This is a genomic window from Sphingomonas sp. CFBP 13603, assembly GCF_014892665.1.
In the GTDB taxonomy this organism is placed as follows: Bacteria; Pseudomonadota; Alphaproteobacteria; order Sphingomonadales; family Sphingomonadaceae; genus Sphingomonas.
Genome location: NZ_JADBIA010000004.1, coordinates 283,194 through 307,112, shown reverse-complemented (window position 1 = coordinate 307,112; position 23,919 = coordinate 283,194). Strand labels below are relative to the sequence as shown.

Below are 23,919 nucleotides of genomic sequence, written 5' to 3'. Positions count from 1 at the left end.
TAGGCTATAGAGGCCAGATAGTCATGCGACCCGAAATCCTCAATCCGCTGTTCGCCGAAACCCTCGTCCTGAAGGGGGTAGGGCCCGCGCTCGCCAAGCCGCTCGACCGGCTCGGGCTCGCGCGCGTCGTCGACGTGGCCTTCCATCTGCCGACCGGCTACGTCGATCGCCTGCCGCGCACCGAGCTGATGTCGAGCGATGCCGGGCGGATCATTACGATCACGTTGACCCCGCGCGACTACAAGATCAGCGCCGGTCGTGGTCCGACGCGGGTGCAGGCGACCGACGAGCTGGGCAACTACGTTAGCCTCGTATTCTTCGGCGGCAGTTCGGGTTGGGCGAAGAAGCTGCTGCCGATCGGCGAAGCAAAGCGCGTCTCGGGCCGGCTCGACGAATACGGCCAGGAATTGCAGATCGTCCATCCCGACATCGTCGAGCCGGACGAGGAGTTGCGCGAGCGCGAGCCGATCTATCCGCTGTCGGAAGGCCTGACGTCGCGGCGACTGGCGGCGTTGACCACGCAGGCGGTCGCGCGCGCGCCGGATCTGCCCGAGTGGATCGAACCTGGGCTGAAGGCGAAACGCGAGTGGCCGGGCTGGCACGAATCGCTTGAGCGCATCCACGCCGACCCGTCGGACGCGAAGGCGCGCGAGCGGCTGGCGTATGACGAGGTGTTCGCAAACCAGCTCGCGATGACCATCGTTCGCGCAGATACCCGCAAGCGCCGAGGCCGCGCGTTGCAAGGCGACGGGCGGCTGCGCGAGATGCTGAAGCTGCCCTACACGCTGACCGGCGCACAATCCCGGACGGTCGGCGAGATCGAGGGCGATCTCGCGCAGACCGCGCCGATGCTGCGGCTGCTGCAAGGCGATGTCGGTTCGGGCAAGACGCTGGTCGCGGCGATGGCGATGCTGATCGCGGTCGAGGCCGGCGCCCAGGCGGCGATGCTCGCGCCGACCGAGATCCTCGCGCGCCAGCATTACGAGACGCTGCGGAAAACGCTCGCCGGCCTGCCGATCGAGATCGGCGTGCTGACTGGTCGCGACAAGGGCCGCGTGCGCGAGGCGACGCTGATGGCGCTGGCGAGCGGCGAGATCGATATCCTCGTCGGCACGCACGCGATCTTCCAGGATGCGGTCGGCTACAAGGACCTGGGTCTGGTGGTGGTCGACGAGCAGCACCGCTTCGGCGTCGCGCAACGCATGACGTTGCAGGCCAAGGGTGTCGCGCCGCCGCATCTGCTGGCGATGACTGCGACGCCGATCCCGCGCACGCTGACGCTGGCGCAATATGGCGAGATGGACGTCAGCCGCCTCGACGAGATGCCGCCCGGCCGCCAGCCGATCGAAACGCGCGTCATTTCAGAGGACCGGCTCGACGACGTGGTCAACGCTCTCGGCCGGCATCTGGCGGATGGCGGGCAGGCATACTGGGTGTGCCCGCTCGTCGAGGAGAGCGAGAAAAGCGACCTCGCCGCCGCCGAGATGCGTGCCGAAATGCTGCGCGCCCGCTTCGGGGACAAGGTCGCGCTCGTCCACGGCCGCATGAAACCCGCGGAGAAGGACGCGGTGATGGCCGAGTTCTCCGCCGCCCGCACGTCCGTCCTCGTTGCGACGACGGTGATCGAGGTCGGCGTCGACGTCCCCAACGCGACGCTGATCGTGATCGAGCACGCGGACCGTTTCGGCCTAGCCCAGCTCCACCAGCTCCGCGGGCGGGTTGGGCGCGGCACCGGGCGATCGATTTGCCTGCTGATGCGCGGGTCGTCGCTCAGCGAGACATCCCGCGCGCGCCTCGCGCTGATGCGCGAGACCAACGATGGCTTTCGTATCGCCGAGGAGGATCTCCGCCTCCGCGGAGCCGGCGAACTGCTCGGCACCAAGCAGTCCGGCGAAATGGCGTTCCGGCTCGCGACCCCCGACATGATGGCCGACCTCCTACAATGCGCGCACGACGACGCGCGCCTGCTGATCGATCGCGATGGCGGACTGGAGGGGCCGCGAGGGCAGGCGGCGCGCACCGTGCTGTACCTGTTCGATCGAGACGCGGGCGTGGCGCTGCTCCGCTCGGGTTGACCTGTACCGGGCAAGCGCTCACGGACCCGCCATGGCTGCCTTGCTCCCCATTCTCGTCGTTCTTCTCGCGGGTATCGGGCTTGCGATCCAGCCGCCGACCAACGCTGCACTGGTCAAGGCGTCCGGCTCGCTGTGGCTCGGGTCGCTGGTGTCGTTCGCGGTCGGGACGATCGCGCTGTTGGGCGTCTGGGCGGCAACCGATCGGACGATGCCGGCGGCATTGAAGGGCGCGCCGGGCTGGGCATGGCTGGGCGGCCTGTACGGTGCGTGTTTCGTTGCCGCGCTCGCCTATGCGACACCGCGGCTTGGCCTCGCATCGGCTCTGACGCTGGCGGTTGCGAGCCAGCTCGTCACAGCACTGATCCTGGACCGGTTCGAGCTGCTCGGGCTCAGCCAGCAGCCGATCAGCGTGGCGCGGTTGGCGGGGGTTGCGCTGGTGATAGGTGGCGTGGTGCTGGTCCGCGCCGGTTGATCCGTCAGCTGTTGCGGGTCATCACCGCCAGCATGCCGTAATACTCGGAAAGCGGGATCGTCCGGTCCAGTTCGCAGCCAATCCGGCCGCCCAGCGACCAGCGTACCACCGCGTCGACGCTACCGAGGATCGGCAGATGGATTTGCAAGACAGCGCCCGCAACGGCATTGCCTTCGCATCGCGCCATCAGGCCGTTCGCCGACATGTTCACCAGCACCAGCTTGATGCTGTTCCCCGCCGCGTCGATCGCTCGCGTGCGATGCATTACCTCGTCGCGGGGAGCGCCCCGTGCGTCCCGAACGGCCGTTGCAGAGCCTGGCATCGATCGTTCTCCGGTTGTGACCATCAACGTTAACTTATGACGGATGGCGTGAACCGGGTGCGAACGGTCATGCTTAACGCGGCGTTCTTCGAAATGAGAATGCGTCTATTACGAAGGGGTTAGCATCCCGTGTCGTTTTTTGCCGAGGCTGAGGCGAACGGGCGAGCTGACGTCGATGGTTGCCGTCGTTTCGCGGACGGCCTCTCCATCGACGCGAACCGCGCCCTCCGCGATCTTTCTGCGGGCCTCGCCGTTCGACGCGACGAAGCCCAATCCGACGAGCGCCTCGACGATACCGATCGTGCCGCCGCTGACCGCAAAGCTCGGCAGCGAGTCGCCCGACGCGCCTTCCTCGAACGTCTTCCGCGCAGTCTCGGCGGCCTGTTCGGCAGCATCGCGACCGCGGCACATCGCGGTCGCTTCGTTGGCGAGGACGATCTTGGCGGCGTTGATCTCCGCGCCTTCGAGCGCTTCGAGACGTGCGATCTCGTCGAGCGGGAGGTCGGTGAAGAGCTTCAGGAAGCGGCCGACGTCGCGGTCGTCGGTGTTGCGCCAGAACTGCCAGTAATCGAAATGCGGCAGCTGGTCCTCGTGCAGCCAGACCGCACCCGACATCGTCTTGCCCATCTTGCCGCCGTCCGCCGTGGTGATCAGCGGGGTGGTGACGCCGTAGACCTCGGTCGAATCCATCCGACGCGCGAGTTCGATACCGTTGACGATGTTGCCCCACTGATCCGAGCCGCCCATCTGCAACCGGCAGTCGGCGCGCCGCGACAGTTCGAGGAAGTCGTAGGCCTGGAGGATCATGTAGTTGAATTCGAGGAAGCTCAGCGACTGTTCGCGGTCGAGGCGGAGCTTGACCGAGTCGAACGCCAGCATCCGGTTGACGGAGAAATGCTGGCCGACGTCGCGCAGGAACGGGATGTATTCGAGCGCGTCGAGCCACTCGGCATTGTCGAGCATCACCGCGTCGGTAGGCCCGTCGCCGAAGGTCAGGAAGCGTTCGAAGATGCGACGGATCGAGGCGACGTTTGCCTTGATCCCGTCCTCGCCGAGCAGTTTGCGCGCTTCGTCCTTGAAGCTGGGGTCGCCGATCTTGCCGGTACCGCCGCCCATCAGGACGATCGGCTTGTGCCCGGTCTGCTGAAGCCGGCGGAGCAGCATGATCTGCACCAGGCTGCCGACGTGCAGCGACGGCGCGGTCGGATCGAAGCCGATATAGCCGGGCACGACCTGCTTGCCCGCGAGCGCATCGAGCGCACCCGCATCGGTCATCTGGTGGACATAGCCGCGCGAGGTCAGCGTGGTGAGCAGGTCGGACTGGTAGGTCATGGGAGCGCGACTAGCATGCGCTCCCACCGCCGTCATCCCAGCGAAAGCTAAGATCTTTATGGGGCGGGTGCTGCGGCTCGAACGGCAATATCCCAGCTTTCGCTGGGATGACGGTTTTGTTTGCGCGGCTAGGTTCGAGGCAATTGCGACGTTGGATCCACCGGAGTCCGCCCCTTGCGCAGTTCGAAGTGCAGTTCGGGGCGGTCCGCGAATCCCGTGTCGCCCGACAGCGCGATGGTCTGGCCTCGCTTGACGCTCTGCCCGCGCTGGACGAGCAGCTTCGACGCGTGGCCGTAAACGCTCGTCCAGCCGCCGCCGTGCTTGATGATGACCAGCCCGCCGAGCGCAGCGATGCCGTCGCCGACATAGGCGACGACGCCGTCTGCGGCCGCATGGATCGGCGTCGAGACCGGTACGGCGATCTTGATGCCGTCGTTGCGTTCGCCGCTCGCACCGTGGCCGAAGCGTTTCACGACCTTGCCGTCGACCGGCCACAGGAACCCGCCGCTCGCGAGACGCGCGGGTGCGGTGACGACGGCATTCGAAGGCAGCACGCGCCGCGGTGTCGCGATCGGTCTTGCCGGCGCTTGATTGCTGGCCAGCGCGGGTTCGCCGCCGGTCAGGATGTCGTCGATGTCGAGTGTGAAAGCGCGCGCGCGTTCCGATGCGCTTGCAGTGCCGCCGCTAGGCTCACCAGGGATCTGGATCCGCTGGTCGGCGCGCAACACGTACGGCTCGACCAACGCGTTGGCGGCGACGATCCGCGACCATTCGACGCCGTACGCGCGCGCGATCGCGATGCCGGTCTCGCCGCGGCGGACCTGGTGATAGCGCCCGCCGGGGATCTGCAATCGTTGGCCAGTGCGGATCGAATAGGGCGATTCGAGGTCGTTCGCGCGCGCGATCGCTTCGAGGCTCGCACCGCTGCGGTCGACCACGCGGCTTAGCGTATCGCCGGGCCGGACGACATAGGTCGCGTCGGGAATCGTCTTCGCGTCGGCGTTGACAGGGCGTGCCTCCCAGGCGGGGCGCGGGGCGGGCAGGGTGGTGACCTCGCCGGTATCGCGTCCGGGAATGTCCTGCGGCGGCCTGTCGTCTCGCGGCGTGTTCTCGCGCGGCGTATCCTCACGGGGGCGGGGCGGATCGTCGCGGCGGGGCGGGGAACGGTACGGACGCTGTGGCGGGTTACCGTAGCCGGCGGGGCGATCGACGTGCGGAATGCACGCGGTCAGCGCGAGCGTCGCCAGTGGAACCAGGACGCCCGCACGCCGCATCAACGATAGGCCTGCGTCAGCATGTCCATCGACTCGAAATGCGTGAGGTCGAGGTGCAGCGGCGTGACCGATACATACCCGTCCGCCGTGGCCTCCAGGTCGGTCGCGTGCGCCGGCGTCTCGACGGTCCGGCCAAGCGCGAACCAGTGATACTCGTAGCCGCGCGGATCGGTGTTGCTGACGATCTGCAACCGGCCATAGTCGCGGAAACCCTGGCCGACGACGCGAACCCCCTTCACCGCATCGGCGGGGACAGCGGGAAAGTTGACGTTGACCAGCGTGCGCGGGGCCAGTGGTGCGTCGACCAGCGGCCGCAGGACGCGCTCGCCCCAGGCAGCGGCGGCCTCGAATGGCACGCTGTCACCCATGCCCTCGCGGCTGTAGATCTGGCTTAGCGCGATCGACCGGATGCCGCCGAGCGCGCCCTCCATTGCCGCCGAGACGGTGCCCGAATAGGTCACATCCTCGGCGAGGTTCGCGCCCCGATTGACGCCCGACAGGATCAGGTCGGGCGGGCAATCCTTCATGATCTTGGCGAGCGCCATCATCACCGCGTCGGTCGGTGTGCCCGCGACGGCATACCGCTTCTCGCCGTGCTTCCGCACCCGGATCGGCCGCGAGAGCGTGAGCGAATGGCCGGCGCCCGATTGTTCCTCGGCGGGTGCAACGATCCAGACATCGTCGGACAAGGTCCGGGCGATCGCCTCCAGCACCTTCAGGCCGGGCGCATGATAACCGTCGTCGTTTGTCAGCAGGATCCGCATCAGCGCCTGGGCTCCAATATGGTCAGCCCGCCGAGATATGGCTGGAGCATCGCCGGTACCGCGACCGAGCCGTCCTCCTGCTGGTAATTCTCCAGCACCGCAACGAGCGTCCGCCCGACCGCGAGCGCGGAGCCGTTGAGCGTGTGGACGAACCGCGTGCCCTTCTCGCCCTCGGGCCGGTATCGCGCATTCATCCGCCGCGCCTGAAAATCGGTGCAGGTCGAGACGCTGCTGATTTCGCGATAGCGCGCCTGGCCCGGCAGCCAGACTTCGAGATCGTAGGTGCGTGCCGCGGTGAAACCCATATCGCCGGTGCATAGGAGCATCCGCCTGAACGGTAGCTGCAACGCGTCGAGAACGCCCTCCGCGCACGCCGTCATGCGCTCATGCTCGGCCTCGGACATGTCGGGGGTGACGATCGACACCATCTCGACCTTGTCGAACTGATGCTGACGGATGTAGCCGCGCGTGTCGCGACCCGCAGCGCCCGCCTCGGATCGGAAGCACGGCGTCAGCGCGGTGAAGCGCAGCGGCAGTTCGGCTTCGCTGAGAATCTGTTCGCGGACGATGTTGGTGAGGCTCACTTCCGCGGTCGGGATCAGCCAGCGGCCGTCAGTGGTCCGGAACAGATCCTCCGAGAATTTGGGCAGCTGGCCGGTACCGAACACGGCCTCGTCGCGGACTAGAAGCGGCGGCGAGACCTGCTCGAAGCCTGCCTCTGCCACATGATCCAGCATGAACTGGCCAAGCGCACGTTGCAGCTTGGCAGCCGGCCCTCGGACGAGCGTGAAGCGCGCGCCTGACATCGCCGCACCGGTCTCGAAGTCGAGGCCGATCGCAGGACCGATCGCGTCATGCTCGCGCGCCGCGAAGGCGAACGTCGTTGGCGTGCCGCGCGTGTGGACGAGCGCGTTGTCGTCCTCGCCGCCGCCCTGGGGCACGTCGGTCGCGGGAAGGTTGGGGATCGCGGCAAGCATGGCCTGGAGTTCGCCACCAAGCCGCGCCTCATCGGCTTCCAGCGCGGGCAGCGCCTCCTTCAGGCTCGCGACTTCAGCCATCAGCGCCTGCGCCTTGGCCTCGTCCTTCTGCGCCTTGGCCTGGCCGATCGCCTTCGACAGTTCGTTGCGGCGGGTCTGCGCGGTCTGCGAGTCCGCGATCGTCGCGCGGCGCTGCTCGTCGAGCGTCACCAGCGATGCGGACTGCGGTGCGACACCGCGCTTGGCAAGGGCGGCGTCGAAGGCGGCGGGATCGTCGCGGATCAGGCGTATGTCGTGCATGGCTGGGCTATGCCGAGGGCTGCGAGCGTACGCAAGGCAGGCCCTCTGAAACCTCCCCCTTGGCGGGAGACGACCAAGGGTTCGCAACCTCTCGCGTTCGCGGCGCGTTCTTCAGGCATACGCATAGCGAAAAGGAGAAACCTGCATGCATCTTCCTCACAACTCCGTCGTGCTTGTCGCCGACGGCCGGAAAATGCTGTTCCTGCGCAACGAGGGCGACGCCGAATTCCCCAATCTGGTCGTCGAGAAGGCGCAGGAGCAGGCTAACCCGGCAACGCGCGACCAGGCGACCGATTCCGCAGGCCGCGCCTCGTCGCCACAGGGCGGCGCGCAGAGTTCGGTGGAGCCGACCGATTTCCATCAGATCGAGGAAGACCGCTTCGCCGCCGACGCGGCCGACTTCCTGAAGACCGGTGCGCTGAAGAACGATTATGACTCGCTGATCGTCATCGCACCGCCCAAGACGCTCGGCGAACTGCGCAAGCACTATCACAAGGAAGTGAGCAGCCGACTCAAGGGCGAGCTCGACAAGGACCTGACCGGGCATCCAATCAAGGACATCGAGAAGGCGCTAAAGAACGCCTGAACCGCATAAACGAAAAAGGCCCCGTCGGAAATATCCGGCGGGGCCTTTTCGATACGGTATTCGACTGCTTAGGCGGCAATCGCCTTCGGCTTTGCAAAGCGCTTGCGTGCGACCAGCGCCGCCGCCGCCGCACCGAACAGCAACACCATCGGCGGTGCGGGAACGGGGGCGGGCGGACCGCCGCTCGATCCCGTGCTGCCGCTGGAACTCGCGCTGCTAGCGCTGCTGGCACTACTCGCGCTGCTGGCGCTCGACCCGCTGGAACTGGCCGACGAGGCGCTGCTGCCCGACGAGGCCGAGCTTCCCGAAGATCCGTTGGAGCTCCAGCCGCCGGTCGAGTTCCAGCCGCCGTTCGATCCCCATCCCTTGCTGCTCGATCCATAGCCCGACGAACTGCCACTGCTGGCCGACGATGCCGACGAGGCGGAGGAGGCCGATGACGCACTGCTCGACGCGGACGATATGTTCCCACTCGACGATGACGTGCTCGAGATCTCGGCGCCGCCCGTGCTCGTGGAGGAGCCACCCGTGCTGGTCGACGATCCGCCGGCGCTGGTCGAAGACCCGCCGGTGCTCGTAGACGACCCGCCGGTCGAGGTCGATCCACCGCTCGACGTCGACGAGATCACGACGCTGCCGCCCGAGCCGCCGCTGCCGCCGAAGCCACCACCAAAGCCCCCGCCGAAACCGCCTCCGAAGAAGCCGCCGCTGCCGCCGACCACGACGGGAACGCCGCCACCGCTACTGCCACCGAATGGACCTGCGCCGCCGCCACCGAGATAGCCGTCACCGACCGGCACCGGCGGTGCCGCATTGGCGACGGTCACGACGGTTGGGGCGCAGGTCGTCCGCGTGGTCGTGGTGACCCGGCGGACGCGTGGTCGCGATACGGCGGCGATCTGGGGGCGAGCGATTCTCTTGACGAGAACGCGCTTGGCGTTCGCGGTTCGCGCCGGGCGTTCGGCGACATGCACGGCGCCACCACCGATCAGGGCACCCCCGCATGCGCACGCGCACAATTTGGCCAAGGCCATCCGCACCGACATATCGTTTCTTTCTCGTTGCCGGCACCCTCGTGTTGCCGGATCCCCGTCTGCAGCATTGGATTACCGCTATCCGACTAACTGCAAAACAAACCGTTAAGTGCAAGTGTGTTAACCATATTCGGCATGGTTAAATGACGATTTACCGAGCCGCGGGCAGTCGGCTTAGCCTTAACGTGCCGGGCTGGGACACAATGTTGGCCGCGGCCGGGCCAGTCGACAGATCCGGTTCGGTCGAAGCCCGCGAAATCGTTTTGGCGCTCCCCGCAACTAAATGTCAGATCCGCAATCGAATGCGCAAGTCCTGTCGCTTGTGGTTGCCATCGCGTGTGACTATAGGCGCATTCACCATTTGGGGGCGGCTCCCGGAAATCAGCGAGGCTGATACGACGGAGCCAGAGGGAGAGTGGTATGGCGACCGTAATGAATCGTATGGACGATACCGGGACTACCAATCGAAACGCCGCTAACGACAGCGACGACGAAGGCTATCGGCCCGATGCCGACGAACCCTTTATGAGCTTGAGGCAGCAGGCGTATTTCCGGCGCAAGCTTCAGGCCTGGAAGGAAGCGATCCTGCGGGAGTCGCTGGAAACACTGTCGCAGTTGCAGATGGACTCCTTGCGCGAGGCCGATCTGACCGATCGCGCGTCGAGCGAGACCGACTGGTCGATCGAACTGCGCACCCGCGATCGTCAGCGCAAGTTGGTGTCGAAGATCGAGGCGGCGATTCGCCGGATCGACGAGGGTGAATACGGCTATTGCGAAGTGACCGGCGAGCCGATCAGCTTGGCACGGCTGGAGGCGCGGCCGATCGCGACCATGACGGTCGAGGCGCAGGAACGCCACGAGCGTAACGAAAAGGTCTCGCGCGAGGACTGACGTCGGGCGCTGTTCAGGCGCCGGCTTTCCAGGCTATGGACCGGACGAACGGCCAACGTGGTGCAGCGAAGGGCTGCGCTTCAGGGGCGTGGATAGGCGCCAATCATGCGACGATCAGTTTCGATGCAATCGGACGGGGCGGTACAGTGACCGACGACGCGCCGAGCAAGCGGGCGGGAACGCGCGACAGCCTGTTCCTTACCGCGCTCATGCGCCTGGGTAGCGAAACGCGGCTTCGCGAGGTGCGGGTTAGGAACCTGTCCGAGGGCGGGCTCATGGTCGAACTGGCAAAGGTGGCCGAGGTCGGCACGCCGGTGGCGCTCGAACTGCGCGGTATCGGTGATGTGACGGGCAAAGTAGCCTGGTGCACCGCGGGCAGGATCGGCATCGCGCTCGATTCGCCAATCGATCCGAAACTGGCGCGCAAACCGGTAAGTGGCGCTTAGGCCGGTAATTTTCTGAACTGTCGCATCGTATCGCCTCGCTCGGAGCGAAGGCGGAGCGCTGGAATACATCGGGGCAGGGCGAAGTGGGTGGGGCTGACACCGACAGGCTGTGGCCCCCCGGACTGGATCCGGGGAGCCGTACGCCGTCGTTACAGGCTGACGATCTCTTCTTTCAGTCGCAGCTTCTGTTTCTTCAGCCCGGCGAGAATGGTCGCATCGGGCATGGGCCGGTGAGTCTCATCGGCGATCCGCCGATCGAGCACGGCGTGCTTGGTTTCCAGAGCTGTCTGATGCGTCGTCTGCACGGTGGGATACCTCCTGCATTCGGGTTGGGGGACTGAGTAAACCACTCCGTCACGAAAATGTCTTCATCGGAAACCGACCAAATCGATTGAATGAGCGATTTGGCGCGACGGACGGATGGTGTTCCCCCCGGAGCACGCGGACCGGCCCTTGGCAGTTTCGTGTGTCGGTTTCTTGCTCGCGCACCGCGCCGCATTTGCTAAGGACGCTGAATACGGCGGCTTGAACCGGGGGACGAGTGGAAGACGCACAAACCAGAGTTCGACTCGACGGGATGCGGATCGAGCATCGCGATCTTGATGACGCGATCGCCGCGCTCGCGATGGTACCGACGCATGACCAGTTGCTGATGGCTCGCCTCAAGAAGCGCAAACTTCGTCTGCGTGACGAGATCGCGTCGCTGGAGGACCTACTGATCCCGGACATCATCGCCTGAACTCGCTGGATTAGCACGAAATTCGATCGATTTGCCCGTTTCGGGACAGATCGTGGTTACCAGCGTGTTTACCCTACTGGGCGAGCATAAGGCGGTATGGCATCTGGTCGATCGATGACCCAGGCCGGACACGAATTGCGGATGCAGCGCCGCTTGACCGACACGCTTTACAGCGAGGCGATGTTGCTGGCCGACGAGGCTCGCGCGTATTTCGACGAGGTGGGGAGGATGGAGCGCGAGGCACTCGATCCATTGATCCGCGTGAGTTTCAGCTGCGAATCATTGAAGGTGACGACCCGGCTGATGCACATCATCGCATGGTTGCTCACCCAGCGTGCGGTCCAGAGCGGCGAGCTTCGCGCATCCGACGCGCTCGATCCGATGCGGCGACTGGGCGACGCACCGGTCACCGACGACATCCTGCTTGATCTGCTGCCGGGGCGCGCGCGCGGACTGATCGAGTCGAGCGCCGACCTCCATCGCCGAGTAGCGTTACTGGATACTGCGCAGGGCATGCCGGAGACGATCGCCAGCCCGGCTCTATCGCTGCAGAGGCGGATTGCCGGCGCATTCTAGCCGACGCGTAATCGCGCTGCCAGGCGAAGCTGCGATCGGGGAGCCGATCGCCTCGCATCTCAAATTCGGGGAAAACACGGTAAGTACCGTGAAATCGGCAATGGTCGGGGCGATAGGATTCGAACCTACGACCCCTGGACCCCGAGACCAGTGCGCTACCAGACTGCGCCACGCCCCGACAACATTGCCGGTGAGCGCCCTAGCCGCGACATCCCGAACGTTCAAGACAATTATCGTCCTGATCGAACTGCCCTGATCGAACGGCCCTGGTCGAACGGCCCTCGTCGAACGGTTGTCGCGGCGATCTATCGCGCACGCGGCGTCGCTGCTAGGAGCGCGCCATGACTCCGCTCGACCGCATCCGCAATTTTTCCATCATCGCCCATATCGACCATGGCAAGTCGACGCTCGCCGACCGGCTGATCCAGGAAACTGGTGGCCTGACCGCGCGCGAAATGTCCGAGCAGGTGCTCGACAACATGGACATCGAGAAGGAGCGCGGGATCACGATCAAGGCGCAGACCGTGCGCCTTGCGTATCACGCCAAGGACGGCCTCGATTACGTCCTCAACCTGATGGACACGCCGGGCCATGTCGACTTCGCCTATGAAGTGAGCCGCAGCCTCGCCGCGTGCGAAGGCGCGCTGCTGGTGGTCGATGCCGCGCAGGGCGTCGAGGCGCAGACGCTTGCCAACGTGTACCAGTCGATCGAGCACGACCACGAGATCGTGCCGGTGATCAACAAGATCGATCTGCCCGCCGCCGAGCCCGAGAAGGTCCGCAAGGAAATCGAGGACGTGATCGGCATCGACGCGTCCGAGGCGGTGCTCGCGTCGGCGAAGTCGGGGATCGGCATCGTCGAGATCCTCGAGGCGATCGTCACCAAGATCCCGCCACCCAGCGGCGACCCGGAGGCGCCGCTGAAGGCGATGCTCGTCGACAGCTGGTACGATCCGTACCTCGGCGTCGTCATTCTTGTCCGCGTGATCGACGGGGTCCTGAAAAAGGGCCAGCAGATCAAGTTCATGCAGACGGGGACGATGCACCTGGTCGACCGGGTTGGCTGTTTCCGCCCGAAGATCGAGCAGCTGACCGAGCTCGGCACCGGCGAGATGGGCTTCATCACCGCGCAGATCAAAGAGGTCGCGCAGACTCGCGTCGGCGACACGATCACCGATGCGAAGCGGCCTGCGCTCGAAGCGCTCGCGGGTTTCAAGGAAGTCCAGCCGGTCGTGTTCTGCGGGATGTTCCCGGTCGATGCCGCCGAGTTCGAGAAGCTGCGCGAGAGCATCTCGAAGCTGCGCCTCAACGATGCGAGCTTCTCGTTCGAGATGGAGACGTCGGCGGCACTGGGCTTCGGCTTCCGCTGCGGCTTCCTCGGGCTGCTGCATCTGGAGATCATCCAGGAGCGGCTGACGCGCGAATATGATCTGGACCTGATCACCACCGCGCCGTCCGTCGTATACGAGATCGAGCTGACCCACCCCGATCCGTCCGGCACGACGCATATCGAGCTGCACAACCCCGCCGACATGCCCGAGCCGAACAAGATCGCGACGATCAGCGAGCCGTGGATCGAAGCGACGATCTACGTCCCCGACGAGTATCTCGGCAGCGTCCTGAAACTCTGCCAGGACCGCCGCGGTATCCAGAAGAACCTGACCTATGTCGGCGGTCGTGCGCAGGCGACCTACGAGCTGCCGCTGAACGAGGTCGTGTTCGATTTCTACGATCGGCTGAAGTCGATGTCGAAGGGCTATGCGAGCTTCGATTATCACCAGATCGGCTACCGCGAGGGCGATCTCGTCAAGATGGGCATCCTCGTCAACGAGGAGCCGGTCGACGCGCTGAGCATGATCGTCCACCGCGGCACCGCCGAAGTGCGCGGCCGTGGCATGGTCGAGCGCTTGAAGGAGCTGATCCCGCGCCATCTGTTCAAGATCCCGATCCAGGCGGCGATCGGCGGCAAGGTCATTGCGCGCGAGACGATCAGCGCGATGCGCAAGGACGTGACCGCGAAATGCTATGGCGGCGATGCGAGCCGCAAGAAGAAACTTCTGGAAAAGCAGAAGAAGGGCAAGCTGAAGATGCGCGAGTATGGCTCGGTCAGCATCCCGCAGGAGGCGTTCATCGCGGCGCTGAGGATGGGCGACGACGCGTAGGTGCACAAAGCTGAGCGGCGCAGCGCTTAGCTGAGGCTAGCGCCAAGCCGGACGAAGACCGGCCGAGCTCGTACTCGGCCGTGTCCTCCGACGACGCGGCTTTGCCGCGGCACGACTATGAGAGCGTTCGAACGACAATCCGCTCTTCCGTGTTCTCCCGCGAAGGCGGGAGCCCAGTCTGGGTCCCCGCCTTCGCGGGGAAACATGCTTTTGCTTCCGCTGGATAGACAATCGCCAATCGCCGCCACCCCAGCGAACGCTGGGGTATCCCCGGGGTGCGCGTCCGGCTCGAACCGGGAGATACCAGCTTTCGCTGGCATGACGGAGAAGGGTTTCGCTCCGTCGCCATCGGCAAAAATATCGCATCATGTTGCAAACCGGCGCCAGCCCCAAAACGCTGCAACCAACTGTCATCATCCTAACACAATCCCGGCCTAACCGCCCGATCGGGGAGTGAGCGTCGCGAGGCGTCGTCGTGCCGTCCGGGGAGGGCGGTCGATGGCGCGTAGCGGCGTTGCGTATTGGGATGTGCGGCCGGTCGTCAGGGACGGCGCCGCACGATTGGGGAATATCATCGTGAAGATTTCGGTCGTTAAGTCGGCGCTGATGCTCGGCGTCGCGTGTGGTTCGGTGCTGGTGGGTTCGGCGGCGTTCGCGCAGGATGCGGCGCCCGTCCAGGAGCAGGCTGCTCCGGCGGAAGGTCTCGGCGATATCGTCGTTACCGCCGAGCGTCGCTCCGAGAACCTCCAGAAGGTGCCGCTGTCGGTCGGCGTCGCTTCGGGCGATGCGCTGCGCGCCTACACTGCCGGCGGCGATGACACGCTGCTCGCGCTGTCGGGTCGCGTGCCCGGCCTGTATGTCGAATCGACCACCGGCCGCATCTTCCCGCGCTTCTACATCCGTGGTCTCGGCAACATCGATTTCTACCTCGGCGCCTCGCAGCCGGTGACGATCATCCAGGACGACGTGATCCTCGAGCATGTCGTGCTGAAGTCGAACCCGGTGTTCGACGTCCGGCAGGTCGAAGTGCTGCGCGGGCCGCAGGGGTCGCTGTTCGGGCGCAACACCACCGCCGGCATCATCAAGTTCGACACCAACAAACCGACCAACGATTTCGAGAGCCGCGCCTCGGTCTCGGTCGGCTCGTACAACAGCGTCAGCCTGGACGCCGGTGTCGGTGGTCCGCTGATCAAGGACCTGTTGTCGATCCGCCTGTCGACACTGATCCAGCACCGCGAGAACTATGTCGATAACGCCTTTACCGGCGTCAGTGCCGACAATACCGCGACGCCGCGCAAGGACGCGATGGGCGGCTTCGACGATCGCAACGTTCGCGTGCAGCTCGCGCTGACGCCGGGCGAGCGCTTCACGCTGGACCTGTCGGGTCATGCTCGCTGGTATGACGGTACCTCGACGCTGTTCCACCGCGGCGCGCTGAAGAAGGGGTCGAACGACGTGTCGGCCGAGCCGCGCAACACCGTGTCGCTCGACGAGGGGAACGACAACCCGCAGAGCTACAACACCTATGGCGGCTCGGCGCGCGGGTCCTACGACTTCGGTCCGGCCACGCTGACCTCGATCACCGCGTACGAGACCACGTCCGGGTTCAGCCGCGGCGACACCGACGGCGGGGCTGCTGCGAACTTCCCAGTCCGCGGTGTCGCCAACGGCTTTGGTCAGTCGCAGGGCCAGATCCGTGATCTCGATCAGTGGTCGCAAGAACTGCGCGTCGCGGGCACCCCCGGTGGGCGGTTCAACTGGCAGATCGGTGGCTTGTATTTCGACAATCGTGACATCACCGATTTCTACCAGCGCGCGTTTTTCCTCACGGGCACGGCGCGCAACCCGAACAACTGGGTGCGGCTGCATGATGTGAACACCTCATGGGCGGGCTTCGGCCAGGTCAGCTATGAGCTGATGGACAAGCTGACCGTGACGCTTGGCGGCCGGATCACCGATGATAAGAAGCGTACCGAACTGCTGAAGACGGCGGACCAAGCCAATGGTGCCGTAACGTATCGCGGTCGTCGCGACGTCACGCTGAAGTCGACCAAGCCGAGCTGGGATGCGAGCATCCTGTATCAGGCGAACCCCGACGTCAGCCTGTATTCGCGCATCGCCCAAGGCTTCCGCGGACCGACGATCCAGGGGCGTTCGGCGGTGTTCAACTCCGACTTCTCGACGGCGAACTCGGAGACGATCCTGTCGTGGGAGACGGGGATCAAGACGCGTCTGCTCGACAACACGCTGAGCCTCAACGCGACGGTGTTCGGCTACCGCGTCAACGACATCCAGCTCAACGGCAACGATCTCAACGGCAACGGCATCCTGTTCAACGGCAACAAGGCCGAGGCCTATGGCATGGAAGCCGAGGCGAACTGGAAGCCGGTCCCGAACCTTACCCTGGGTGCAGGCCTGAGCCTGCTGCACAGCGCGATCCGCGACAAGACGACCGAGGTGCAGGTCTGCGCGCTCAACAACGTCGTGGTCTGCACGCCGTCGCGCGTGCCCCGCGCAGTGCCCGGCGCGTTCGGGACGACGTATCTGGTCAAGATCGACGGCGAGCCGCTGCCGAACGCACCGGAGTATAACGTCGACCTCACTGCGCGCTACGACCAGCCGCTCGGCAATGGCGGTCGCGCGTTCATCGCGGGCGACTTCAACATCCAGGGCTATACGCAGTTCGTGCTGTACAAGACCAAGGAGTTCACCGCGAACGGCAACTTCGAGGGTGGCCTGAAGATCGGTTACGCGGCGCCGGGCGATGCGTATGAACTGGCTGTGTTCGCCCGTAACATCACCGGCGAGAAGAACCTCAAGGGCGTGATTGAGAACTACATGGCGGCGGTGTTCAACGAACCGCGGATCATCGGCGTATCGCTCAGCGGCAAGTTCCGCTGATCTGACTTCCCTTCCCACAGGCGGGAGGGGTTAGGGGTGGGCTCGCGCTATCGCCAAGCGCAGCGTGCGTCCGGGCCGGGCGCCCACCCCTCGGTCCCCTCCCGCATGCGGGAGGGGATGCAGAAAGAATGACGGGCGCATCCCGAAACCACGCGTGACGCATTTTTCAGCAGCGTCCCCCGGTAACGCGCTGTAGCGACGTGAAATAGCAATTTGCCGTTTTCCTTCCGCCGGTTGATACCCTCCTCATGTCGCTCAATCCCGTATTCTATGATGCAAGCGGCCGCCGGCGTCGGCGGTTCACCTTTGGCGTCGCCGCGTTCATCGCGTTGCTGCTGTTGTCGATCGCGGTGTTCGCGGTCTCTATCGGCGCGGTGCCGACCGCGCCGCTGCTGCCGATCGAGCCCGAGCACCCTGCGCTCCACAAGCTGCCGGCGCCGCGTGGCGGCATCCTTCGCGAGACCCGGCGCGACCTCGATTACTACGCCAAGCAGCTGTTCGGGACGAGCGCCGCCAAGCCCGGCGTCGGCAATGGCGCCAGTCCACCGCTCGCGATCGCCTTCCACGCGCCGTGGGACGACGCGAGCACGGCCAGCCTCGCGCGGCACGTCGAACAACTCGACTGGCTGATCCCCGGCTGGGTCTCGATCACCGGCAAGGATCATCACATCACGGTGTTCCGCGACCAGGCCGGGCGCGACATCCTCAACAAGGCGGTGCACCGCCCGATGATCCTGCCGATGGTGCAGAACGCGGTCGACGGGAACTGGGACGGCGCAGGCAGCGCAGCTCTGTTCGCCGATCCGAAGGCACGCGCGGCTTTCCTCGACAAGCTCGTCCCGTTCCTCGGCGCGAACCATGCCGGCGGCGTGTTCTACGATTTCGAGGACCTGCCCGCATCGGCGCAACCGAATTATCGCGCCTTCCTCGCCGAAACGCGCGCGCGGTTCGCGTCCCGCGGCTGGGTCGTCGCGATCGCGGCGCCGGTCGCCAACCCCGACTGGGATCTGCCCACCTATGCCAAGGTGACCGACAAGATCTTCCTGATGGCGTATGACGAGCACGAGACGAGCGGCGCGGCGGGGCCGATCGCGTCACAGCGCTGGTTCGCGCACATGGTCGCCGACGCGGCGCGCGGCATTCCCCCGTCGAAGCTGGTCGTCGCGATCGGCTCCTATGCCTATGACTGGCACGCGGGCGCGGACAGCGGCAACGGCGATGCGCTCGACGTCGAGGAAGCGTGGCAGGCGGCGGCCGATTCGGGCACCGTCCCGACCTTCGACAAGACCAGCGGCAACAGCAGCTTCGCCTATTCGGAAGGCGGCACGCAGCATCAGGTCTGGCTGCTCGACGCGGCATCGGCCTACAACCAGATCGCGTTCCTGCAAAAGGCGGGTCTCGGCAGCGTCGCGCTGTGGCGTCTCGGCTCCGAGGATCCAGGCCTCTGGTCGATCTGGGGGCGCAACCACCGCAAGCTGCCCCCGCCAGCCGCGATCGACGCGATGCCGGCCGGTACCAACGTCGATATCGAGGGCAGCGGCGAGATCCTGAAGATCGCCGCCGAGCCCGTCACCGGCATTCGCAACGCGGTGCCTGCCAAGGACGGCACGATCGCCGACGTCGTCTTCAAACGGATGCCGTCGCCCTATGTCGTAGCACGAACCGGCTATCGCCCGAAGCAGCTCGCGCTCACGTTCGACGACGGCCCCGATCCCGAATGGACGCCGCAGATCCTCGACATCCTGAAGCGCGAGCATGCACCGGCGACATTCTTCGTGATCGGCGAGAACGCGCTGACCGAGCGGCCGCTTCTTCAGCGCATGGTCGACGAAGGCCATGAGATCGGCAGCCACACCTATACGCATCCGAACCTCGCCAACGTGTCGACGCGGCAGGTGAAGTACGAGCTCAACACCACGCAGCGGCTGTTCCAGGCGTTCACCGGGCGCTCGCTCCGGCTCTTCCGCGCGCCCTATTTCGGCGATGCCGAGCCGAGCACCGCGGACGAAATCCTGCCCGCACTCGAAGCGCAACAGCGCGGCTACATCTCCGTCGGCCTCCACGTCGATCCCGACGACTGGAAGCGCCCCGGCGTGCAGGCGATCATCGACCGCACCATCGCCGGCGTCGAGGCAGGCAATCCCGAGCGCAGCGGCAACGTCATCCTGCTCCACGACGCTGGCGGCAACCGCGCCCAAACGGTCGCCGCACTCCCGATCATCATCGAGCGGTTGCGCGCGGAGGGCTACAGTTTCGTCCCCGTCTCGACGCTTGCCGGGCTGTCGCGCAACCAGTCGATGCCCGTGATCTCGTCGAGCGACCGCGTCGCCGCGGTCGCCGATCTCGCGCTGTTCAGCACGCTCGGCGGTATCGTCGTCGCGCTACGCTGGATCTTCGGCATCGCGATCACGATCGGCATCATCCGCGCGCTGGCCCTGTCGGCGCTCGCACTGATCCAGGCCCGCCGCGAGTTGAAGACCGTGTTCCCCGCGATCGATCCATCGCGGTTCGTCACGGTGATGATCCCCGCGTTCAACGAGGAGCGCGTGATCGTCCGCGCCGTGGAGGGCGTGCTGGCCTCGAACGATGTCGCGATCGAGGTCATCGTGATCGACGACGGATCGAGCGACGGCACCAGCCGCGTCGTCGCCGAGGCGTTCGCCGGCGACGACCGTGTCCGCCTGCTAACGCTGGAGAACGGCGGCAAGGCGCGTGCGCTCAACCGCGGGCTCGAACTGGCGCGCGGCGAGATCGTGATCGCGCTCGATGCCGATACGCAGTTCGAACCGATGACGATCGCCCGCCTCGCACGGTGGTTCGTCGATCCGAAGCTCGGCGCGGTCGCGGGTAACGCGAAGGTCGGCAACCGCGTCAACCTGATCACCAAATGGCAGGCGCTCGAATACATCACCGCGCAAAATCTCGAACGCCGCGCGCTGGCGCGGTTGAACGCGATGACGGTCGTGCCGGGCGCGGTCGGTGCGTGGCGGCTGGAGGCGATCCGCAGCGTCGGCGGCTATCCTGACGACACGCTCGCCGAGGACCAGGACCTGACGATCGCGATCCAGCGTCGCGGTTGGAAGGTCCAGTACGACCAGTTCGCGATCGCCTGGACCGAGGCGCCCGAGACGATGCGCGCGCTCGCCAAACAGCGGTTCCGCTGGGCGTTCGGGACGTTGCAATGCCTCTACAAGCATCGCTCGGCGATCGGCCGGTCGCATCCGCGCGGGCTTGGCTGGGTCGGGTTGCCGCAGGCGATCGTGTTCCAGATCATCCTCGCGTCGATCTCGCCGATCATCGATCTCGCGCTGCTGATCAGCTTCGCTTCGACCTATCTCTCGGTGCAGGCGCATGGCTGGGAGCAGACCAGCCACGACGTGTATACGATGCTCGCCTATTGGCTGATCTTCACCGCGATCGACCTTCTCGCCGCGACGATCGCGTTCGCGCTCGAGCGCAAGGAACGCTGGCGATTGCTCTGGCTGCTGATCCCGCAGCGGATCGGCTATCGGCAGGTCATGTATTACGTCGTGCTGAAGGCGATCGCGCAGGCGCTCCGCGGGCCGCTGGTCGGCTGGGGCAAGCTGGCGCGGACCGGGCGGGTCACGGCGAACTAGAAGCTGTAGGTCACTTCCGCATAAGCGTAGCGCGTATCCCCCGTTGCGGGTGCGTTGGGCGCGACGCGGAGGAAGCGACCCTTGGCGAGATAGACCCCGCCCGCGGCCATGCGGACGCGTTCCGGAACCGCCCACCAGCGTACGCGGGTTTCGAACTGCGTCCCCGCCGTGAGACCCGATGCGCCGCTGGGATCGCGCACGCCGGTCTGGCCGAAGCTGTCGGTCGCATCGGCGAGCCAGAGCGGACGGACCGCGAAATAGGCATCGGTCCGCTTGGCCGGGACAAGCTCCAGTCGTGTCTCGATGCTGATCAGGTTTGCACGCGCGACCTCGCCGTACAGTCCGCTGGGCGCGAATTCGAAACTGCGTGCGCCGTAGAGCGTGTCGAACCGGCCGATCTGGTCGTCGCCTCGGCCGTTGCCGCTGGCGTAATCGGCGGCGAACCGCAGTCGCGGTTTCCAACTGCCCGGCAGCGTGTAGCCGAGCCCGCCGTGTACGAAGACTGCCGAGACGCGCCGGTCCGTCGTGTCGGCGGCAGCGGACGAGAGCCGGGCGGTGCCCGATTGCCACACCGCTTCGAGCTCATAGTCCGTTCGACCGGGAGCAGCCGTGTTCGCAAGCCGTGCGCCAAGCGTCCAGAGACGCCGGTTGCGCGTCAGGAAGTCGGGCGCATCGCGTTCCTGAAGGCGAAACGCATACCCCTCGAGTTCGCCGCCGAATACACCGGCCTTGGTGGCGATCGCACCGTAGAATTGCAGCGCGGTGCGTTCTCGGTCGCGAACGAGCCTGTCCGCGCGGATCCCGGCATCGTCGTCGGGCAGGCGCTGTTGCGGCATCGTCCAGAATGCCGTCAGCGCGTCGCCGGCCGTGTTGCTCCAGTCGAACCTTGCGCCCGTGAAGCCATTGGTCGTGTTGCGGAAATTCTCATCGACGATGAGCCGTCCGGAACCGAGGTTCATCGTGAACCGACCGAGGCGGAGCTTGGCGTTCCTGGTCGGCGCGATCTGAATCCAGGCCTGGACGGGTTCGAGTGCGTCGACTTCGCTGGCGCTGACGGTCGATTCCCGGGGCTCGAGATACGCGCGGGAGTCGATCACCTCGCCACCGATCGCGAACGGGCCGCTCGTGTAGGTCGCGCCCAGCCTTACCCTGATGAAGACGGCGTGGTCGTCGCTCGTTATGCCGATGCGCGGTTGTCCGTCGAGCGCCTCGCCGCGGACCCGGACGCTGCCGGTAACGTCGAGCCCCTGCTCTTGCGCGATTGCGGGGGAGGCAAGAGTGCCCAGCACCAACGCGGCGCACCGGAACGAGTTCGGGGGCAGGATCGTAACTCCGTTTCGCGGTAGCGCGACGTCTTCGTCGCGCCCTATAGCGGTGGTTACGGGTTCGAGGAGTCACAAAAGTGAAACATTCTTTGCCGCTGGTTTTGGCGTTGTCGGCGCTCGGCAGTTCCGGCGCGGCGCAAGCCCAGCAGCGGGCGCCGCTGGTGCTGGCCGCCGCATCGTTGCAGGAATCGCTTACTGCGGCAGCCGATGCCTGGGCCAAGCAGGGGCATGCGAAGCCGACGATTTCGTTCGCGGCATCTTCGGCCCTCGCGCGCCAGGTCGAGTCCGGCGCGCCCGCCGACCTGTTCGTCTCCGCGGACGAGGACTGGATGAACGAACTCGCGGCGAAGACCCTGATCGTCGCATCGACGCGCGTGACCTTCCTCGGCAACCGGCTGGTGGTCGCGGCACCAGCAGGCAGCAAGGTCCGTATCCCCGTTCGGCCGCCCGCAGCGCTGGTACGCGTCCTGACCGCGGGGCCGCTGGCCATGGCGGATACCGCGGTGCCGGCGGGGAAGTACGGGCAGGCGTCGTTGGAGAAGCTCGGCGTGTGGGCTCAGGTCTCACCCAAAGTCGTGCGCGCGGAGAATGTGCGCGCGACGCTGGCGCTGGTCGAGCGCGGCGCAGCGCCGCTGGGGATCGTCTATGCCACCGACGCAAAGGCGTCTGCCAAGGTGCGGATCGCAGGCGTCTTTCCCGAGAACACGCATCCGGCGATCACCTATCCGATCGCCCGCCTGAAGACATCGACCAATCCCGAAGCGGAGGCGTTCCGGCGGTTCCTCGTATCGCGTGCGGGCAAGGCGATCTTCGTTCGATACGGGTTTTCAGCGCGCTAGATGCTCGACGCTGCGGAATGGGCCATCGTCGGGCTGTCGCTGAAGGTCGGCGGCGTGGCGATGGCCGTCACCTTGCCCATCGCGTTTGCGCTGGCATGGATGCTCGCGCGTGTCCGTTTTCCAGGTAAGGTCGTCATCGATGCGGCCATCCATCTGCCCCTGGTCGTGCCGCCGGTCGTGACGGGATGGCTGCTGTTGCTCGCGTTCGGACCCAATGGCCCGATCGGCGACTGGCTTCGGGACTGGTTCGGGGTGACGGTATTGTTCCGGTGGACCGGCGCGGCGATCGCGGCGGGCGTCATGGCGCTGCCCTTGATGGTGCGGGCGATGCGGATCTCGATCGAGGCGGTCGACCGACGGCTGGAGAACGCCGCGCGAACGCTAGGGGCGGGGCCTTGGCGTGTATTCTGGACGCTGACGCTGCCGCTGAGCGTGCCGGGCGTACTGGCCGGCGCGGTGCTCGGGTTCGCGCGGTCGATCGGCGAGTTCGGGGCGACGATCACGTTCGTTTCGAACGTACCGGGCGAAACGCAGACCTTGCCGCTGGCGATCTACTCGGCGTTGCAGCAGCCAGGGGCAGATGCGCTTGTCTGGCGATTGTCGGCCGTTTCCGTGGGGTTGTCGCTGATTGCTTTGATCGCTTCCGAACTGCTGACGCGGCGTGCGGGACGGGGGCTGCATGTCCTTTGAAATCGATGTCGAGAAGCGGCTCGGCGATACACGGGTGTCGCTCACGCTGGAGGCCGGGGAAGGCGCGACGGTGTTGTTCGGTCCGTCGGGTGTCGGCAAATCGAGCGTACTGAATATGGTGGCCGGGCTGATGCGCCCCGATCGTGGGCGCATCGCCGTCGATGGGGAGATACTGTTCGGGGACGGCGTGAACGTGCCACCCGAGCGCAGGAGCGCGGGCTATGTCTTTCAGGAAGCACGGTTGTTTCCGCATATGCGGGTGCGTGCGAACCTCCTCTACGGGGTTCGCGGCGAGGCCGAGCGGTTCGAGGACATACTGGGTTTTCTCGGCATCGGTCATCTGCTCGACCGTTGGCCGCGGACGCTGTCGGGCGGCGAGGCGCAGCGCGTCGCGATCGGACGCGCACTGCTGAGCCGTCCGCGGTTCCTGCTGCTCGACGAGCCGCTGTCGTCGCTGGATCGAGCGCGGCGCGAAGAAATCATGGTCGCTATCGAACATGTCCGCGACGTGCTGCGCTTGCCGATCCTGATGGTCACGCACGATCCGGCCGAGGCCGAGCGGATCGGAACCCGCGTCGTACGGATGTAAAGATACTC

General features: G+C 65.8%; 22 protein-coding genes and 1 tRNA gene. 15 read left to right on the top strand and 8 right to left on the bottom strand.

Features of this window, described 5'->3' with window-relative positions:
* Positions 1 to 23: 23 nt before the first annotated feature.
* Both recG and IFR23_RS09135 read left to right on the top strand, forming a co-directional pair.
* Entirely contained in the window at positions 24 to 2,075 is a 2,052-nt protein-coding gene (gene recG / locus IFR23_RS09140) for an ATP-dependent DNA helicase RecG (RefSeq protein ID WP_192975590.1), read from the top strand.
* A 31-nt stretch (positions 2,076 to 2,106) separates the two neighbouring features.
* A complete protein-coding gene (locus IFR23_RS09135; protein WP_192975589.1) occupies positions 2,107 to 2,547 on the top strand; it encodes a DMT family transporter in 441 nt (146 codons plus the stop codon).
* 4 nt (positions 2,548 to 2,551) lie between these two features.
* Here the strand turns inward: IFR23_RS09135 and IFR23_RS09130 are convergent, their stop codons facing one another.
* The 5 genes from IFR23_RS09130 to serS all read right to left on the bottom strand — a co-directional run bounded on the left by IFR23_RS09130 (position 2,552) and on the right by serS (position 7,516).
* A complete protein-coding gene (locus tag IFR23_RS09130; RefSeq protein ID WP_244655542.1) occupies positions 2,552 to 2,812 on the bottom strand; it encodes a PilZ domain-containing protein in 261 nt (86 codons plus the stop codon).
* A 165-nt stretch (positions 2,813 to 2,977) separates the two neighbouring features.
* Complete coding sequence (gene tyrS / locus IFR23_RS09125; RefSeq protein ID WP_192975587.1) at positions 2,978 to 4,201, bottom strand: tyrosine--tRNA ligase; 1,224 nt, start codon at positions 4,199 to 4,201, stop codon at positions 2,978 to 2,980.
* A gap of 128 nt (positions 4,202 to 4,329) precedes the next feature.
* On the bottom strand, positions 4,330 to 5,475 hold the full coding sequence (locus IFR23_RS09120) for a M23 family metallopeptidase (RefSeq protein WP_192975586.1): 1,146 nt from the start codon (positions 5,473 to 5,475) through the stop codon (positions 4,330 to 4,332).
* Positions 5,475 to 6,239, bottom strand: a complete 765-nt coding sequence (gene surE / locus IFR23_RS09115; protein ID WP_192975585.1) for a 5'/3'-nucleotidase SurE — start codon at positions 6,237 to 6,239, stop codon at positions 5,475 to 5,477. The genes IFR23_RS09120 and surE overlap by 1 nt, the downstream gene beginning before the upstream one ends.
* The gene (gene serS / locus IFR23_RS09110; RefSeq protein ID WP_192975584.1) at positions 6,239 to 7,516 is read right to left on the bottom strand and encodes a serine--tRNA ligase; all 1,278 of its coding nucleotides are present in this window, start codon (positions 7,514 to 7,516) and stop codon (positions 6,239 to 6,241) included. Before serS ends, surE begins: the two co-directional genes overlap by 1 nt.
* A 145-nt stretch (positions 7,517 to 7,661) precedes the next feature.
* Between serS and IFR23_RS09105 the strand changes: the two genes are divergently transcribed.
* The 5 genes from IFR23_RS09105 (at position 7,662) to IFR23_RS20170 (ending at position 10,473) form a co-directional block, all read left to right on the top strand.
* The gene (locus IFR23_RS09105) at positions 7,662 to 8,102 is read left to right on the top strand and encodes a host attachment family protein (protein WP_192975583.1); all 441 of its coding nucleotides are present in this window, start codon (positions 7,662 to 7,664) and stop codon (positions 8,100 to 8,102) included.
* Positions 8,103 to 8,204: 102 nt separating this feature from the next.
* Positions 8,205 to 8,486 carry a hypothetical protein gene (locus IFR23_RS09100; RefSeq protein WP_181321135.1) on the top strand — a complete coding sequence of 94 codons (282 nt, stop codon included), beginning with the start codon at positions 8,205 to 8,207 and terminating at the stop codon, positions 8,484 to 8,486.
* A gap of 78 nt (positions 8,487 to 8,564) precedes the next feature.
* Positions 8,565 to 8,885 (top strand): hypothetical protein, encoded by a 321-nt coding sequence (locus IFR23_RS09095; protein WP_192975582.1) that lies wholly within the window; start codon positions 8,565 to 8,567, stop codon positions 8,883 to 8,885.
* A 671-nt stretch (positions 8,886 to 9,556) separates the two neighbouring features.
* Complete coding sequence (gene dksA / locus IFR23_RS09090; protein ID WP_107962502.1) at positions 9,557 to 10,027, top strand: RNA polymerase-binding protein DksA; 471 nt, start codon at positions 9,557 to 9,559, stop codon at positions 10,025 to 10,027.
* Positions 10,028 to 10,173: 146 nt separating this feature from the next.
* On the top strand, positions 10,174 to 10,473 hold the full coding sequence (locus IFR23_RS20170; protein ID WP_342344913.1) for a PilZ domain-containing protein: 300 nt from the start codon (positions 10,174 to 10,176) through the stop codon (positions 10,471 to 10,473).
* A gap of 149 nt (positions 10,474 to 10,622) precedes the next feature.
* Here IFR23_RS20170 and IFR23_RS09080 read toward each other — a convergent pair whose 3' ends face one another.
* Positions 10,623 to 10,778 carry a YdcH family protein gene (locus tag IFR23_RS09080; RefSeq protein WP_107962500.1) on the bottom strand — a complete coding sequence of 52 codons (156 nt, stop codon included), beginning with the start codon at positions 10,776 to 10,778 and terminating at the stop codon, positions 10,623 to 10,625.
* Positions 10,779 to 11,050: 272 nt separating this feature from the next.
* Here IFR23_RS09080 and IFR23_RS09075 point away from each other — a divergent pair, with 272 nt between their 5' ends.
* The gene (locus tag IFR23_RS09075) at positions 11,051 to 11,212 is read left to right on the top strand and encodes a YdcH family protein (protein WP_192144606.1); all 162 of its coding nucleotides are present in this window, start codon (positions 11,051 to 11,053) and stop codon (positions 11,210 to 11,212) included.
* 153 nt (positions 11,213 to 11,365) lie between these two features.
* Positions 11,366 to 11,788: a DUF1465 family protein gene (locus IFR23_RS09070; RefSeq protein ID WP_446740899.1), complete on the top strand. Its 423-nt coding sequence runs from the start codon at positions 11,366 to 11,368 to the stop codon at positions 11,786 to 11,788.
* A gap of 101 nt (positions 11,789 to 11,889) precedes the next feature.
* Here IFR23_RS09070 and IFR23_RS09065 read toward each other — a convergent pair.
* A tRNA-Pro gene (locus IFR23_RS09065) sits at positions 11,890 to 11,966 on the bottom strand.
* Between the two features lie 163 nt (positions 11,967 to 12,129).
* Between IFR23_RS09065 and lepA the strand changes: the two genes are divergently transcribed.
* The 3 genes from lepA to IFR23_RS09050 all read left to right on the top strand — a co-directional run bounded on the left by lepA (position 12,130) and on the right by IFR23_RS09050 (position 20,468).
* Positions 12,130 to 13,950 (top strand): translation elongation factor 4, encoded by a 1,821-nt coding sequence (gene lepA, locus IFR23_RS09060; protein ID WP_056049136.1) that lies wholly within the window; start codon positions 12,130 to 12,132, stop codon positions 13,948 to 13,950.
* A 606-nt stretch (positions 13,951 to 14,556) separates the two neighbouring features.
* The gene (locus IFR23_RS09055; protein WP_192975707.1) at positions 14,557 to 16,851 is read left to right on the top strand and encodes a TonB-dependent receptor; all 2,295 of its coding nucleotides are present in this window, start codon (positions 14,557 to 14,559) and stop codon (positions 16,849 to 16,851) included.
* Positions 16,852 to 17,099: 248 nt separating this feature from the next.
* A complete protein-coding gene (locus IFR23_RS09050; protein ID WP_192975580.1) occupies positions 17,100 to 20,468 on the top strand; it encodes a polysaccharide deacetylase family protein in 3,369 nt (1,122 codons plus the stop codon).
* Here the strand turns inward: IFR23_RS09050 and IFR23_RS09045 are convergent.
* Positions 20,465 to 21,757, bottom strand: a complete 1,293-nt coding sequence (locus tag IFR23_RS09045; RefSeq protein WP_192975579.1) for an alginate export family protein — start codon at positions 21,755 to 21,757, stop codon at positions 20,465 to 20,467. The two genes, IFR23_RS09050 and IFR23_RS09045, sit on opposite strands and share 4 nt — an antisense overlap.
* Before the next feature lie 113 nt (positions 21,758 to 21,870).
* Here IFR23_RS09045 and modA point away from each other — a divergent pair, with 113 nt between their 5' ends.
* The 3 genes from modA to IFR23_RS09030 are packed head-to-tail and all read left to right on the top strand — an operon-like array spanning position 21,871 to position 23,911.
* Positions 21,871 to 22,632 (top strand): molybdate ABC transporter substrate-binding protein, encoded by a 762-nt coding sequence (modA, locus tag IFR23_RS09040; protein ID WP_192975578.1) that lies wholly within the window; start codon positions 21,871 to 21,873, stop codon positions 22,630 to 22,632.
* On the top strand, positions 22,633 to 23,322 hold the full coding sequence (modB, locus tag IFR23_RS09035) for a molybdate ABC transporter permease subunit (protein WP_192975577.1): 690 nt from the start codon (positions 22,633 to 22,635) through the stop codon (positions 23,320 to 23,322).
* Entirely contained in the window at positions 23,312 to 23,911 is a 600-nt protein-coding gene (locus tag IFR23_RS09030) for an ATP-binding cassette domain-containing protein (RefSeq protein ID WP_192975576.1), read from the top strand. Before modB ends, IFR23_RS09030 begins: the two co-directional genes overlap by 11 nt.
* Positions 23,912 to 23,919 lie beyond the last annotated feature (8 nt).